Genomic DNA, 13,762 nt, shown 5'->3' on the forward strand with positions numbered 1-13,762 from the left:
TCACTAAGAAAAGGAAAATAAAAAGGCGCGGGAGGTACCCGCGCCAGAAATAATTAAAGTGAAATTACAGCGGCTGTGTTTGAGCTTCTACAACGGCCAGCGCCACCATATTAACGATACGACGAACAGAGGCGATCTGCGTTAATACGTGAACCGGTTTCGCTACCCCCATCAGCACTGGGCCGACCGTTACGCCTTCGGAGCTGGAAACACGTAGTAAGTTGTAACTAATACGAGCAGCCTCCATATTCGGCATCACCAGAATATTCGCTGAGCCTTTCAACGGGCTGTCCGGCATACGGTCATTACGGATACTTTCCACCAGCGCGGCATCACCGTGCATTTCACCGTCAATCATCAATTCTGGCGCACGCGCCTTAATCAGCGCCAGTGCTTCACGCATTTTGCTGGCCGACGGACAGTTTGATGAGCCAAAGTTGGAATGCGACAGTAATGCCACCTTCGGTTCAATACCAAAGCGACGTACGGTTTCTGCCGCCATCACGGCGATTTCAGCCAGTTGCTCCGGCGTAGGGTCATCGTTGACGTAGGTGTCGGCGATAAAGGTGTTACCGCTTGGCAGCAGCAAAGCGTTCATCGCTCCGGCCGTATGCACGCCTTCGCGGTAACCAAACACCTCTTTAACTACGCTGAAGTGCTCATGATAGTCGCCAATCGTACCGCAGATCATTGCATCCGCTTCACCGCGCTGCACCATGATCGCACCGATCACCGTGGTATTGGCAATCACCGCACGCTGCGCCTGCTCCTGGGTAATACCACGGCGCTTCATGATCTGGTAGTACTCGCTCCAGTACTCTTTAAAGCGCGGATCGGACTCATTATTAACGATTTCAAAATCGACACCGGCTTTGATCTGCAGCCCCAGTTTCTGGATACGCATTTCGATCACGCTCGGACGACCAATCAGGATCGGCTTCGCCAGACCTAAGGTGATCAGCTCCTGAGTCGCATGCAGCACACGCGCCTCTTCCCCTTCCGTCAGCACCACGCGCTTCGGCGCTTTACGTGCCTGGGAGAAAATCGGCTTCATGAACAGGTTGGTTTTGTAGACAAATTCAGTCAGCTTATCGATATAAGCGTCAAAGTCAGCAATCGGACGCGTCGCCACACCGGAGTCCATCGCCGCTTTTGCTACCGCTGGGGCGATTTTGACGATCAGACGTGGGTCGAACGGTTTCGGAATGATGTATTCCGGGCCAAAGCTCAGATCCTGGTCGCCATAGGCAGAGGCCACCACCTCGCTCTGCTCGGCGTGCGCCAGCTCAGCAATCGCGTGTACTGCAGCCAGTTTCATCTCTTCGTTGATGGCGGTAGCGCCGACATCCAGCGCACCGCGGAAGATGAACGGGAAGCACAGGACGTTGTTAACCTGGTTCGGGTAGTCGGAACGACCGGTGCAAATGATGGCGTCGGAACGCACCTCTTTTGCCAGCGGCGGCAGGATTTCCGGTTCCGGGTTAGCGAGTGCCAGGATCATTGGCGCACGCGCCATCTTCTTGACCATTTCCTGGGTCAGCACTTTCGGGCCAGAACAGCCGAGGAAAATGTCTGCGCCGTCAATCACGTCATCCAGCGTACGTTTACCATCATCCACTACCGCGTAAGCCGCTTTGGTCTCCGCCATGTTCGGTTCGCGGTCTTTGTAAATCACGCCTTTGGAGTCGCAGACCACAATATTGTGTTTCTGCATCCCCAGCGCCACCAGCAGGTTCATACAGGCAATCGCCGCCGCACCTGCGCCGGACACCACCATGCATACGTCAGAGATGTTCTTCTCCACCACCCGCAGACCGTTCAGAATTGCGGCGGTGCTGATGATCGCCGTGCCGTGCTGATCATCATGGAATACCGGAATATTCATGCGCTCGCGCAGTTTTTGCTCAATGTAGAAGCACTCCGGCGCTTTGATATCTTCGAGGTTGATGCCGCCAAATGTTGGCTCCAGAGCCGCCACGACATTGATAAATTTATCCGGATCGAGCTCATCCACTTCGATATCGAACACGTCAATCCCGGCGAATTTCTTAAACAGAACGCCTTTACCTTCCATCACCGGTTTGCCAGCCAGTGCGCCGATATTGCCCAGGCCCAGCACCGCGGTACCGTTGGAGATAACCGCAACCAGGTTGCCGCGCGCGGTGTATTTGTAGGCCGCCAGCGGGTCCTTTTCAATTTCCAGACACGGCGCTGCAACGCCTGGCGAGTAGGCCAGAGCAAGATCGCGCTGTGTTGCAAGAGGCTTGGTCGGAGAAACCTGAATTTTACCTGGTACTGGAAATTCGTGGAAATCGAGGGCGCTTTGTTTTAACTGGTCATCCATCTTGTTGTTCCTTTCACGTGTCGATCAAAAAAGTGGCGCGGGTAACCATGCTACGAACCGCACATTATCACCTCAGTCAGCGGCCCAAACTTTGAAGGTCCCCAAACTCTCGCCATTCAAAGAAAGAATTTGTTATCAACTTATAACAGCCATGTTACCTGCTTAATCCAGCAATGCCATGCTTGTCTGCTATGCTTTTTGCGTGTGCAGCCCGCAATTTTCCCAAAAGTGTGAATTAACACACGCATCTAACGCTTTACTTTTCAAGGAGTATTTCCTATGACCCGTAAAGAGCTTGCCAATGCCATTCGTGCGCTAAGTATGGATGCCGTACAAAAAGCTAACTCAGGCCACCCCGGCGCACCAATGGGTATGGCCGATATCGCCGAAGTACTGTGGAATGATTTCCTCCGCCATAACCCGACCGATCCCACCTGGTACGATCGTGACCGATTTATTCTGTCCAATGGTCACGCTTCAATGCTGCTTTACAGTCTGCTGCATCTTTCCGGCTACGATTTGCCGTTAGAGGAGTTGAAGAACTTCCGCCAACTGCATTCCAAGACGCCAGGGCATCCGGAAATCGGCTACACGCCGGGCGTGGAAACCACCACCGGCCCGCTGGGTCAGGGTTTAGCCAACGCGGTTGGCCTGGCGATTGCCGAACGCACGCTGGCTGCGCAATTTAACCAGCCGGATCATGAGATTGTTAACCACTATACCTGGGTGTTTATGGGCGACGGCTGCCTGATGGAGGGGATTTCCCACGAGGTTTGTTCCCTGGCGGGAACCCTGGGACTGGGCAAACTGATCGGCTTCTACGATCACAACGGCATCTCGATTGATGGCGAAACCGACGGCTGGTTTACCGACGATACCGCAAAACGCTTTGAGGCCTATCACTGGCATGTGGTGCATGAGATTGATGGTCATGATCCTGAGGCGGTGAAAAAAGCGATTCAGGAAGCGCAGGCTGTTACCGATAAGCCGTCGCTGATTATCTGCCGCACGGTGATTGGTTTTGGCTCACCGAATAAAGCCGGGAAAGAAGAAGCGCACGGCGCCGCGCTGGGTGAAGAAGAAGTGGCGCTAACCCGACAGAAGCTGGGGTGGCACCATCCTGCTTTTGAGATCCCCAAAGAGATTTACCGGGCGTGGGATGCACGGGAAAAAGGTAAGAAAGCGCAACAGGCCTGGAATGAGAAATTCGCGGCGTATCAACAAGCACACCCGGAGCTGGCGGCTGAATTTACCCGTCGAATGAGCGGCGGGCTACCGAAACAGTGGGAAGAAACAACCCAGAAGTACATTACCGACTTACAGGCAAATCCGGCCAAAATCGCCACCCGTAAGGCCTCGCAAAATACCCTGAACGCCTACGGGCCGATTCTGCCTGAGCTGCTTGGCGGCTCGGCGGATCTGGCGCCGAGCAACCTGACCATTTGGAAAGGATCTACGTCGCTTAAAGAGGATCCAGCCGGAAATTACATCCACTATGGCGTGCGGGAGTTTGGCATGACCGCGATTGCTAACGGTATCGCCCATCACGGAGGCTTTGTGCCGTACACCGCCACGTTCCTGATGTTTGTCGAATATGCCCGTAATGCCGCACGCATGGCGGCGCTGATGAAGGCCAGACAAATCATGGTTTATACCCACGACTCGATTGGTCTGGGGGAGGATGGTCCTACGCACCAGGCCGTCGAACAGCTCGCCAGCCTGCGTCTGACACCTAATTTCAGCACCTGGCGACCGTGCGATCAGGTTGAGGCGGCAGTAGGCTGGAAGCTGGCGGTCGAACGCCATGACGGGCCAACGGCGCTAATCCTCTCCAGACAAAATCTGGCGCAGGTTGAGCGAACGCCTGAACAGGTGCAGCAGATTGCCCGCGGAGGATATGTGCTGAAGGACAGCGGCGGTAAACCGGATGTTATTTTGATTGCGACCGGTTCAGAAATGGAAATTACGCTGCTGGCGGCGGAAAAACTGACCGGTGAAGGTCGTAACGTGCGCGTGGTTTCTCTGCCCTCAACCGATATTTTTGACGCTCAGGATGAAGCGTACCGGGAATCAGTCTTACCGGCAAACGTCAGCGCGCGAGTGGCGGTGGAAGCAGGCATTGCCGATTACTGGTACAAATATGTCGGTCTAAAAGGGGCAATTGTCGGCATGACCGGTTATGGAGAATCGGCTCCGGCAGATAAGTTGTTCCCGTTCTTCGGCTTTACGGTGGATAACATCGTCGCCAAAGCGCATAAAGTGCTTAACGCGTGATCCACAATGTGGGCCAGGCATCTGGTCCATGCCAGTTATCGCAACTTGGTTCCTGGGCATAACGCGCCAGGCGAAACCGCTGTCCATCATAGCGCCAACGCGTCTGGATACCGCAATCTGCCAACCCTCGCCCTTTGGCGAGGGTAACCAGTTCTCGCGACTTCTCGTCAAACGTGGCGTTGGTCAGCTCCATATCCCGACTTTCGGCATCCGTTTTAAAAGGGAGACTCAAACGTACGGCACTGGAGGTTAACGGTTTTGCGCGCGAAACAATCCACGCCAGATCGATAGTGTTATACGCCCCAGCTTCGCAGCCGATCATCAGTAGCGCTTTATCATCCGTCAGGGCCGTGACGCGCATCTCGCGACGCAGTGGATCGATCGAGCAGCGAATACCATTGATGCGCCAGTTACCATAATCCAGCAGCTCACTGCGCTCTTGTTGCGTTAAGGGCGTTGGCGTTGGGTTAATGACAGCCACACCTTTCAGGGCCGGGGCTGGCGGTACGCTGAGCGGCGGCTCATCACCTTTTTCGATCCAGGCGGTTTCGCTCCCCACGCGTTTTTGCTGGGCATCGATAAACAGCAATGCGGCTTTTAATCCGATCAGTGAAAGATTTTGCGCGCCTTTTTGCAGGGTTATTGCCTTCGCGTCCTGTACAGTTTGTAAAAATGCGCTAATAGTGGCCGGATCATCGGTCATCAGTTGCCAGGGCGTAATACGCCAGTGATCATCGCTAAGCGCAAGCGGGGCGCCATCCAGCAACAGACGCGGCGAAATTTCGCTCTCTTTAACATGGGAAGGCTCCAGCCCTCCCAGTTCAATACGCAACACCGCATCGGTGTGCGCCCCAGCGCTGCGGCTGAGGGTCATGACCAGGCCGTGATGTTCTCCGGTATTGCGCGCCACGCAAAAATTCTGGTTGTTACACGTCACCTGCCAATCAGAAAAAGCCTGCTGCGCGGGCGCGGCCCACAGCAAACGAACGGGTAGCAGCCCGAGCAGGAAAAGGAAAATGACGCGATAGCGCATGGACGGTACAACCCCGAAATCAAAACACACAGCCTAAGCGGTATCTTCCTTGCGCGACTGATGTGGCTCAATAAGAATCGTCGGATTGGCCGTCTATTTGTAAAGAAATATTAATACTGGAGGTTAATCCATAAGGTGCGACGACTGCAGGTAGTTCAACAACAGCACCGTTTTGCCGTCACGGATCTCACCCGTTTTAATCATTTCCAGTGCCTGCGTGAACGGTAGCTCCAGAACCTCAATATCTTCATCTTCAACACCGCCGCCTGCGTTTGCCCGCTGACTGTCGCTGTATTGCGCGATAAAGAAATGGATCAGCTCCGTTACGCCACCCGGCGACATGTAGAGTTCGAACAGTTTACGCACTTCACCCACTTCATAGCCGGTCTCTTCAATCGCCTCTTTACGAATACACGCTTCCGGTTCGTCGTTATCCAGTAGCCCGGCGCAGGTTTCAATCAGTTGGCCGTCTTCGTTACCGTTGACCCAGGTCGCGACGCGGAACTGACGGATGAGCACCACGTTTTTTTTCTCAGCGTTATACAACAGAATAGTCGCACCGTTGCCGCGATCGTAAACCTCGCGTTTGTGACGAATCACCTCCCCATTACTTCGGGTCAGGTCATAGGTGATATTGCGCAGGATGAAGTAGTTATCAGAAAGGACTTTATCTTTGATGAGGGTAATTTTTTGCGACATACCGGCTCCACGGCGAGAAGTGAAAAATAATACTACGCCGTGAAACCGGGTTTGTCTTGGAACAATGTAGGCCTGATAAGCAAAGCGCCATCAGGCATGCATGCGGCACATTGCCGGATGGCAACGCTAACGCGTTTTATCCGGCCTACTCGCCGATTAATGAGATTTGACTGATTTTACGCCCAGCCAGTCAACGATCCCTTGGGCAGCATGCCGCCCTTCGGCCATCGCCGTGACCACCAGGTCCGCACCGCGTACCGCATCTCCGCCGGCAAAAATTTTCGGATTACTGGTTTGATAACGGTACGCGCTCTCAACGTTGGCGGCAATGCGTCCCCAGTTATCGACCTTAACGCCATGCGTCTCCAGCCACGGCATACCGTGCGGGTGGAAACCAAACGCCATGATCACCGCGTCTGCGGGCATAACAAACTCACTCCCGGCGATCGGCACCGGACGTCGACGCCCATTCGCGTCCGGCTCGCCAAGCTGGGTACGTAAGAAACGCACGCCGCTGACTCGTCCATCGGCATTCAACACCAGTTCAACCGGCTGGACGTTAAACTCAAAGTTCGCCCCCTCTTCACGCGCGTTTTTTACCTCTTTTTTCGAACCCGGCATGTTGGCTTCATCACGACGATAGGCGCAGGTTACCTGACTTGCGCCGTGACGCAGCGCAGTGCGAACGCAGTCCATTGCCGTATCGCCTCCGCCCAGGACAACCACGTTCAGCCCGGCGGTATCAATAAACGGTTCTTCAGGCAGTTCATCCAGCCCCATCACCTGTTTCGTGTTGGCAATCAGGAACGGCAGCGCATCATAAACACCAGGCGCGTCTTCATTCGGCAGGTCCGCCTTCATGGAACGATAGGTCCCCACGCCCACAAACACGGCATCGTACTCTTCCAGCAGCGTCGCCAGCGCCACATCCTTGCCCACTTCGCAGTTAAGTTCGAAATGAATACCCATGGCGCTGAAGATTTCACGGCGACGCGCCAGCAGCGTTTTGTCGAGCTTGAAGGCCGGTATGCCAAACGTCAGCAAACCGCCGATTTCAGGATGGCGATCGTACACGGTGGCGCTAACGCCGTTTCGCGCTAACACATCCGCACAGGCCAGGCCCGCCGGACCCGCGCCGATAATCGCGACGCGCTTATCCACTTTCTGTACGTGGCTTAAGTCCGGTCGCCAACCTTTACTCAGCGCCCGATCAGAAATATAACGCTCAATATTACCGATAGTCACCGCGCCATGCTCGTTACGCACCGTACATGCCCCTTCGCAGAGCCGATCCTGGGGACACACGCGCCCGGTCACTTCCGGCAGACAGTTGGTCTGATGAGAAAGCTCAACCGCCGCGTCAATGTTCCCGGCTTTGACCAGTTCTATCCACTGCGGAATATGGTTATGCAGTGGGCAGGTCCATTCGCAAATACTGTGGTCGCCGCATTTCAGACAGCGGGATGCTTCCCGTTCCGCCTGCGCCGTACGAAACGGCAGATAGATCTCTTCAAAGCTGGTTTTACGGGCTTCAATCGCCAGCTTGTCCGGCTCACCACGCGCAGGCGTCGCCTGCATTTGCTCACGTTTGGTGATGGCAACCTGAACAAAATCGGTAGCGCTACTGTGCCAGGGCTGACTCTCCAGACTGGCTGTACGCAGTCTGCGCGCTTTTGACAGACCGGTAAGCGCGTTTTCCGTCACCAACTGTAACGCCTGTGCCGGACAGTTTTCCACGCAGGCGGGCCCCTCTTCACGCCCCTGACATAAGTCGCATTTATGCGCTGTCGCTTTCACCTTTCCTTTAGCCACGGGAGTGAGTACGATCTGCATCGTGCCAAAGGGACAAGCCACGACGCACGATTTGCAGCCAATACATTTTTGCGGGTTCACCTGCACGCTGTCGTTTTCATGGCTGATTGCCCCATTTGGGCAACTTCTGGCGCAGGGCGCATCTTCACAGTGGTGGCAGGTCACCGCACTGCGTTGTTGCTGATGCTTGATGACGGTAATTCGGGGCTGAAAATGCCGCGGGCTCAGGACATGCTGCTCGCCATTGTGAGCCATGACGCAGGCGACCTCACAGGCATGGCAACCCAGGCACTGCTGGCTATTGACCATAATAAAACGATTCATGGCTTCCTTCTTTTTTGGTTGCAAAAACCTTATTCTTTATATGACTGTTGTTATTAACCGACACGGAAGGAAGCGGCAATGTTCATTTGCCCAGGAAGCACAACTATTTATCCAGAACCTGTGGCAGATCAATTTATTTCATCGCATATGAAATTGTGTTTCAGTTACCATCCAGTTTCATGGCGTTTTATTAACATTTATCAACTACACCGCATCGTTCGGGCTGAATCAAGGCGCGACGTGTAGTGTGTGAGGATGCACAAGTGACGGTAAAGCGTCCGGTCTCGGCCAGTCTGGCCAAGGCTTTTTTCTACATCGTGCTGTTGTCGATTCTCTCAACGGGTATTGCGCTGCTCACGCTGACCAGCAGCTTGCGGGATGCTGAAGCCATCAACGTTGCTGGCTCATTGCGCATGCAAAGCTACCGTCTGGGTTACGATCTGCAAAGCCAAAGCCCGCAGCTCAACGCTCACCGCCAACTTTTCCAGCAGGCGCTAAACTCGTCGGCATTGCAAAATCTGAATGCGTGGTATGTACCGCAAGCGGTGAAAAGTCGCTATGGACGACTGCATGCAAACTGGCTGGAAATGAACGCCCGTCTGATCGATGGCGATTTAAAATGGTACCAGGCTAATATCAACAACTATGTCGATCAAATCGATCTCTTCGTACTGGCGCTGCAACATTACGCCGAACGCAAAGTGATGCTGGTTTTTGGTATTTCGCTGGCTGGCGGGATCGGCATATTCACTTTGGTTTTCTTTACCCTGCGGCGCATTCGCCAGCAGGTGGTGCGGCCGCTAAATAAGCTGGTAATGGCCAGCCAGCACATTGAGCACGGTCAGTTTGATATCCCGCCGCTGGATACCGGTTTACCCAACGAACTGGGGCTGCTGGGCAAGACCTTTAGCCAGATGTCGAGTGAGTTGCACAAGCTGTACCGCTCGCTGGAAGCCTCGGTCGCAGAGAAAACCCACGATCTCCACGAAGCTAATCGCCGCCTGGAGGTGCTGTATCAGTGCTCTCAGGCGCTCAACACCAGTCAGATTGATGTGTACTGTTTCCGCCATATTTTACAGATTGTCCGCGAACATGACGCCGCGTATTTCCTGGAACTCACCGTCGGCGATAACTGGCGGATTAGCGAAGGGACCAAAAGCCCCGAGCTGCCAATGCAAATCCTGCCGGTCACGATGCAGGAAACCGTCTACGGCGAACTGCACTGGCAAAGTCCAAACGTCAATGCCTCGACCCCGCTGCTCAACAGCGTATCATCAATGCTGGGACGCGGGTTGTACTTCAACCAGGCGCAAAAACATTTTCAGCAGCTGTTATTAATGGAAGAGCGCGCGACCATTGCACGCGAACTGCATGACTCGCTGGCGCAGGTGCTCTCTTATTTACGCATTCAGCTCACGCTGCTGAAGCGCTCGATTCCAGAGGATAACGCTCCGGCGCAAAGCATTATGGCGGATTTCTCTCAGGCGCTGAATGATGCCTATCGTCAATTGCGCGAGCTGCTGACCACCTTCCGTCTGACCTTACAGCAGGCCGATTTACCCTCCGCCCTGCATGAAATGCTGGAAACGCTGCAAAATCAGACCACAGCTAAACTCACACTCGATTGTCGGTTACCTACGCTGGCGCTGGATGCGCAAATGCAGGTGCATCTGTTGCAAATTGTTCGTGAAGCGGTGCTGAACGCGATTAAACATGCTAACGCAACCGAAATTGCCGTCAGTTGCGTCACCGCGCCGGATGGCAATCATACGGTGTATGTCCGCGATAACGGCATCGGCATTGGCGAACCGCATGAGCCTACCGGGCACTATGGATTAAATATTATGCGTGAGCGAGCGGAAAGACTCAGCGGCACGCTGACCTTCTCGCAGCCCTCCGGCGGGGGAACGCTGGTAAGCATCAGTTTTCGTTCGGCTGACTCCGACAGTGGGCTAACGTAAAGAACCGCAAAGCGCTTGCAGGCCTGGATCCAGGCCTGGCGGCGCTGGCACAAAAGGTATGCTGTAAACGGGCATGATAATTTACATTATCTTCTTTTTTTCTCCACGTTTGGCTCGTACCTTGCCGCTAAAGTGAAGCAAGTCATACCCATAACGATACGCAGAAACACGAGGTCCCCTTTTAATGGCGAATTTTTTCATCGATCGCCCCATTTTTGCCTGGGTGTTAGCTATCCTGTTGTGCCTGACAGGAGCCCTGGCTATTTTTTCACTACCCGTTGAGCAATATCCCGATCTGGCCCCGCCCAACGTGCGGGTAACCGCCAACTATCCTGGCGCATCTGCACAAACGCTGGAAAACACCGTGACCCAGGTCATCGAGCAGAATATGACTGGTCTCGATAATCTGATGTACATGTCATCACAAAGCAGCGGGACAGGCCAGGCGACGGTTACGCTGAGCTTTGTCGCCGGGACCGATCCTGATGAAGCCGTACAGCAGGTGCAAAACCAGCTGCAATCGGCAATGCGTAAGTTGCCGCAGGCGGTACAGGATCAAGGGGTCACGGTGCGTAAAACCGGGGACACAAATATTCTGACCATCGCCTTCGTCTCTACCGATGGCTCCATGGATAAGCAAGACATCGCCGATTACGTCGCGAGTAATATTCAGGATCCGCTCAGCCGTATAAACGGCGTGGGGGATATCGATGCCTACGGCTCACAATACTCCATGCGTATCTGGCTCGACCCGGCCAAACTTAACAGCTTCCAGATGACCGCCAAAGATGTGACCGACGCCATCGAGTCACAGAATGCGCAGATTGCTGTCGGACAGCTTGGCGGCACGCCTTCAGTGGACAAACAAGCGCTGAATGCGACGATTAATGCCCAGTCGCTGCTGCAGACTCCGGATCAATTCCGCGATATTACGCTACGCGTTAACCAGGACGGTTCAGAAGTTAAACTGGGCGATGTGGCGACGGTCGAAATGGGGGCTGAGAAGTATGATTACCTCAGCCGCTTTAACGGGAATCCCGCCTCGGGTCTGGGCGTGAAACTGGCCTCCGGCGCCAATGAAATGGCGACGGCAACGCTGGTCATTAACCGTCTGAACGAACTGTCGCAATACTTTCCGCACGGGCTGGAATATAAGGTGGCGTATGAAACTACCTCCTTCGTAAAAGCCTCAATCATCGACGTGGTAAAAACCCTGCTGGAAGCGATCGCGCTGGTATTTTTGGTCATGTACCTGTTCCTGCAAAACTTCCGCGCCACGCTGATTCCCACTATCGCCGTTCCCGTCGTGCTGATGGGCACCTTCTCCGTGCTCTACGCCTTTGGCTATAGCGTGAACACGTTAACTATGTTTGCGATGGTGCTGGCGATCGGTCTGCTGGTGGATGACGCCATTGTGGTAGTGGAAAACGTAGAACGAATTATGAGTGAGGAAGGCCTCACGCCGCGTGAAGCGACGCGGAAATCGATGGGGCAAATCCAGGGCGCGCTGGTCGGTATCGCCATGGTGCTGTCGGCGGTGTTTATCCCGATGGCCTTCTTCGGCGGCACTACCGGGGCTATTTACCGCCAGTTCTCGATTACCATTGTTTCCGCGATGGTGCTGTCCGTTCTGGTGGCGATGATTCTCACCCCCGCCTTGTGCGCCACGCTACTCAAACCGCTGCATAAAGGCGAACATCACGGGCAAACCGGTTTCTTCGGTTGGTTTAACCGCATGTTTAACCGCAATGCCGAACGCTACGAAAAAGGCGTTGCCCGGATCCTGCATCGCAGCCTGCGCTGGATCCTGATCTACGGTCTGCTGCTCGGCGGTATGGTCTTCCTGTTCCTGCGTCTGCCGACTTCCTTCCTGCCGCTGGAAGACCGCGGCATGTTTACCACCTCGATACAGCTCCCCAGCGGCTCCACCCAACAACAAACGTTGAAAGTGGTAGAAGAAGTAGAGAAGTATTACTTCACCCACGAAAAAGACAACATCATGTCAGTCTTTTCCACGGTAGGATCCGGCCCCGGCGGGAACGGACAAAACGTGGCGCGTATGTTCGTGCGTTTAAAAGACTGGGATGAGCGTGACGCCACCACCGGGACCTCCTTCGCCATCATCGAACGCGCGACCAAAGCGTTTAATAAGATTAAAGAGGCTCGCGTCTTCGCCAGCAGCCCTCCGGCCATTAGCGGCCTCGGCAGTTCGGCTGGTTTTGATATGGAACTGCAGGATCACGCCGGCGCGGGTCATGACGCGTTAATGGCCGCACGCGACAAGCTGATTGAGCTGGCCGGGAAAGACGCGTCCCTGACCCGCGTTCGTCATAACGGACTCGACGACAGTCCACAATTGCAAATTGATATCGATCAGCGCAAAGCCCAGGCGCTGGGCGTGTCCATTGACGACATCAACGATACATTGCAAACGGCCTGGGGCTCCAGCTACGTTAATGACTTTATGGATCGCGGTCGCGTGAAGAAAGTTTACGTCCAGGCGGCGGCGAAGTACCGCATGCTCCCGGACGACATCAACTTGTGGTACGTCCGCAATAATAGCGGCGGCATGGTGCCTTTCTCAGCCTTTGCCACCTCGCGCTGGGAAACCGGCTCACCGCGTCTGGAGCGTTATAACGGCTATTCTGCCGTCGAGATTGTCGGTGAAGCCGCGCCCGGCGTCAGTACCGGTACGGCAATGGACGTGATGGAGTCGCTGGTGCGACAGTTGCCGACCGGATTTGGCCTCGAATGGACGGCAATGTCTTATCAGGAACGACTGTCTGGTTCTCAGGCACCTGCCCTGTACGCCATTTCTCTGCTGGTAGTGTTCCTGTGCCTGGCGGCACTGTACGAAAGCTGGTCGGTGCCCTTCTCCGTCATGCTGGTCGTTCCGCTGGGGGTAATTGGCGCGCTGCTGGCCACCTGGATGCGCGGTCTGGAAAACGATGTCTATTTCCAGGTCGGGTTATTAACCGTTATCGGTCTTTCAGCGAAGAACGCGATATTGATTGTTGAATTCGCCAATGAGATGAACGAGAAAGGACACGATCTGCTCGAAGCCACGCTGCATGCCTGTCGCCAGCGCTTACGCCCGATTCTGATGACGTCGCTGGCGTTTATCTTTGGGGTGTTGCCGATGGCCATCAGCAATGGCGCGGGTTCCGGCGGTCAACATGCAGTGGGGACCGGCGTAATGGGCGGGATGATTTCAGCCACAATCCTGGCAATTTACTTCGTCCCCCTGTTTTTTGTGCTGGTCCGCCGACGCTTCCCATTGAAGCCACGCCCAGAATAATCGGACACAAAAAAGGC

General features: G+C 54.6%; 7 protein-coding genes. 3 read left to right on the plus strand and 4 right to left on the minus strand.

Translation table 11 applies throughout. The features are described 5' to 3' along the window. Positions 1-64: 64 nt before the first annotated feature. Positions 65-2,344 carry an NADP-dependent oxaloacetate-decarboxylating malate dehydrogenase gene (gene maeB / locus FDX14_RS08450; RefSeq protein WP_137349334.1) on the minus strand — a complete coding sequence of 760 codons (2,280 nt, stop codon included), beginning with the start codon at positions 2,342-2,344 and terminating at the stop codon, positions 65-67. Between the two features lie 279 nt (positions 2,345-2,623). Here maeB and tkt point away from each other — a divergent pair, with 279 nt between their 5' ends. Then, positions 2,624-4,618 (plus strand): transketolase, encoded by a 1,995-nt coding sequence (tkt, locus tag FDX14_RS08455; RefSeq protein WP_137349335.1) that lies wholly within the window; start codon positions 2,624-2,626, stop codon positions 4,616-4,618. Here the strand turns inward: tkt and FDX14_RS08460 are convergent. The 3 genes from FDX14_RS08460 to aegA form a co-directional block, all read right to left on the minus strand. Beyond that, a complete protein-coding gene (locus FDX14_RS08460; protein ID WP_137349336.1) occupies positions 4,608-5,651 on the minus strand; it encodes a DUF1176 domain-containing protein in 1,044 nt (347 codons plus the stop codon). The two genes, tkt and FDX14_RS08460, sit on opposite strands and share 11 nt — an antisense overlap. Positions 5,652-5,774: 123 nt before the next feature. After that, positions 5,775-6,350 (minus strand): GDP-mannose pyrophosphatase NudK, encoded by a 576-nt coding sequence (gene nudK, locus FDX14_RS08465; protein ID WP_137349337.1) that lies wholly within the window; start codon positions 6,348-6,350, stop codon positions 5,775-5,777. Positions 6,351-6,506: 156 nt separating this feature from the next. Beyond that, positions 6,507-8,486, minus strand: a complete 1,980-nt coding sequence (gene aegA / locus FDX14_RS08470; protein ID WP_137349338.1) for a formate-dependent uric acid utilization protein AegA — start codon at positions 8,484-8,486, stop codon at positions 6,507-6,509. Positions 8,487-8,749: 263 nt separating this feature from the next. On the opposite strand from aegA, the gene narQ reads away from it, so the two are divergent. Further along, a complete protein-coding gene (gene narQ, locus FDX14_RS08475) occupies positions 8,750-10,447 on the plus strand; it encodes a nitrate/nitrite two-component system sensor histidine kinase NarQ (RefSeq protein ID WP_042306886.1) in 1,698 nt (565 codons plus the stop codon). A gap of 184 nt (positions 10,448-10,631) precedes the next feature. Next, positions 10,632-13,745, plus strand: a complete 3,114-nt coding sequence (gene acrD, locus FDX14_RS08480) for a multidrug efflux RND transporter permease AcrD (RefSeq protein WP_137349339.1) — start codon at positions 10,632-10,634, stop codon at positions 13,743-13,745. Positions 13,746-13,762 lie beyond the last annotated feature (17 nt).

Source organism: Citrobacter sp. wls710, from assembly GCF_005281115.1.
Classification (GTDB): Bacteria; Pseudomonadota; Gammaproteobacteria; order Enterobacterales; family Enterobacteriaceae; genus Citrobacter; species Citrobacter werkmanii.

Excerpts from the sequence above, each read along its gene's own strand:
- maeB (WP_137349334.1), bottom strand. The coding sequence starts at position 2,344 with ATGGATGACCAGTTAAAACAAAGCGCCCTCGATTTCCACGAATTTCCA.
- tkt (WP_137349335.1), top strand. The coding sequence starts at position 2,624 with ATGACCCGTAAAGAGCTTGCCAATGCCATTCGTGCGCTAAGTATGGAT.
- FDX14_RS08460 (WP_137349336.1), bottom strand. The coding sequence starts at position 5,651 with ATGCGCTATCGCGTCATTTTCCTTTTCCTGCTCGGGCTGCTACCCGTT.
- nudK (WP_137349337.1), bottom strand. The coding sequence starts at position 6,350 with ATGTCGCAAAAAATTACCCTCATCAAAGATAAAGTCCTTTCTGATAAC.
- aegA (WP_137349338.1), bottom strand. The coding sequence starts at position 8,486 with ATGAATCGTTTTATTATGGTCAATAGCCAGCAGTGCCTGGGTTGCCAT.
- acrD (WP_137349339.1), top strand. The coding sequence starts at position 10,632 with ATGGCGAATTTTTTCATCGATCGCCCCATTTTTGCCTGGGTGTTAGCT.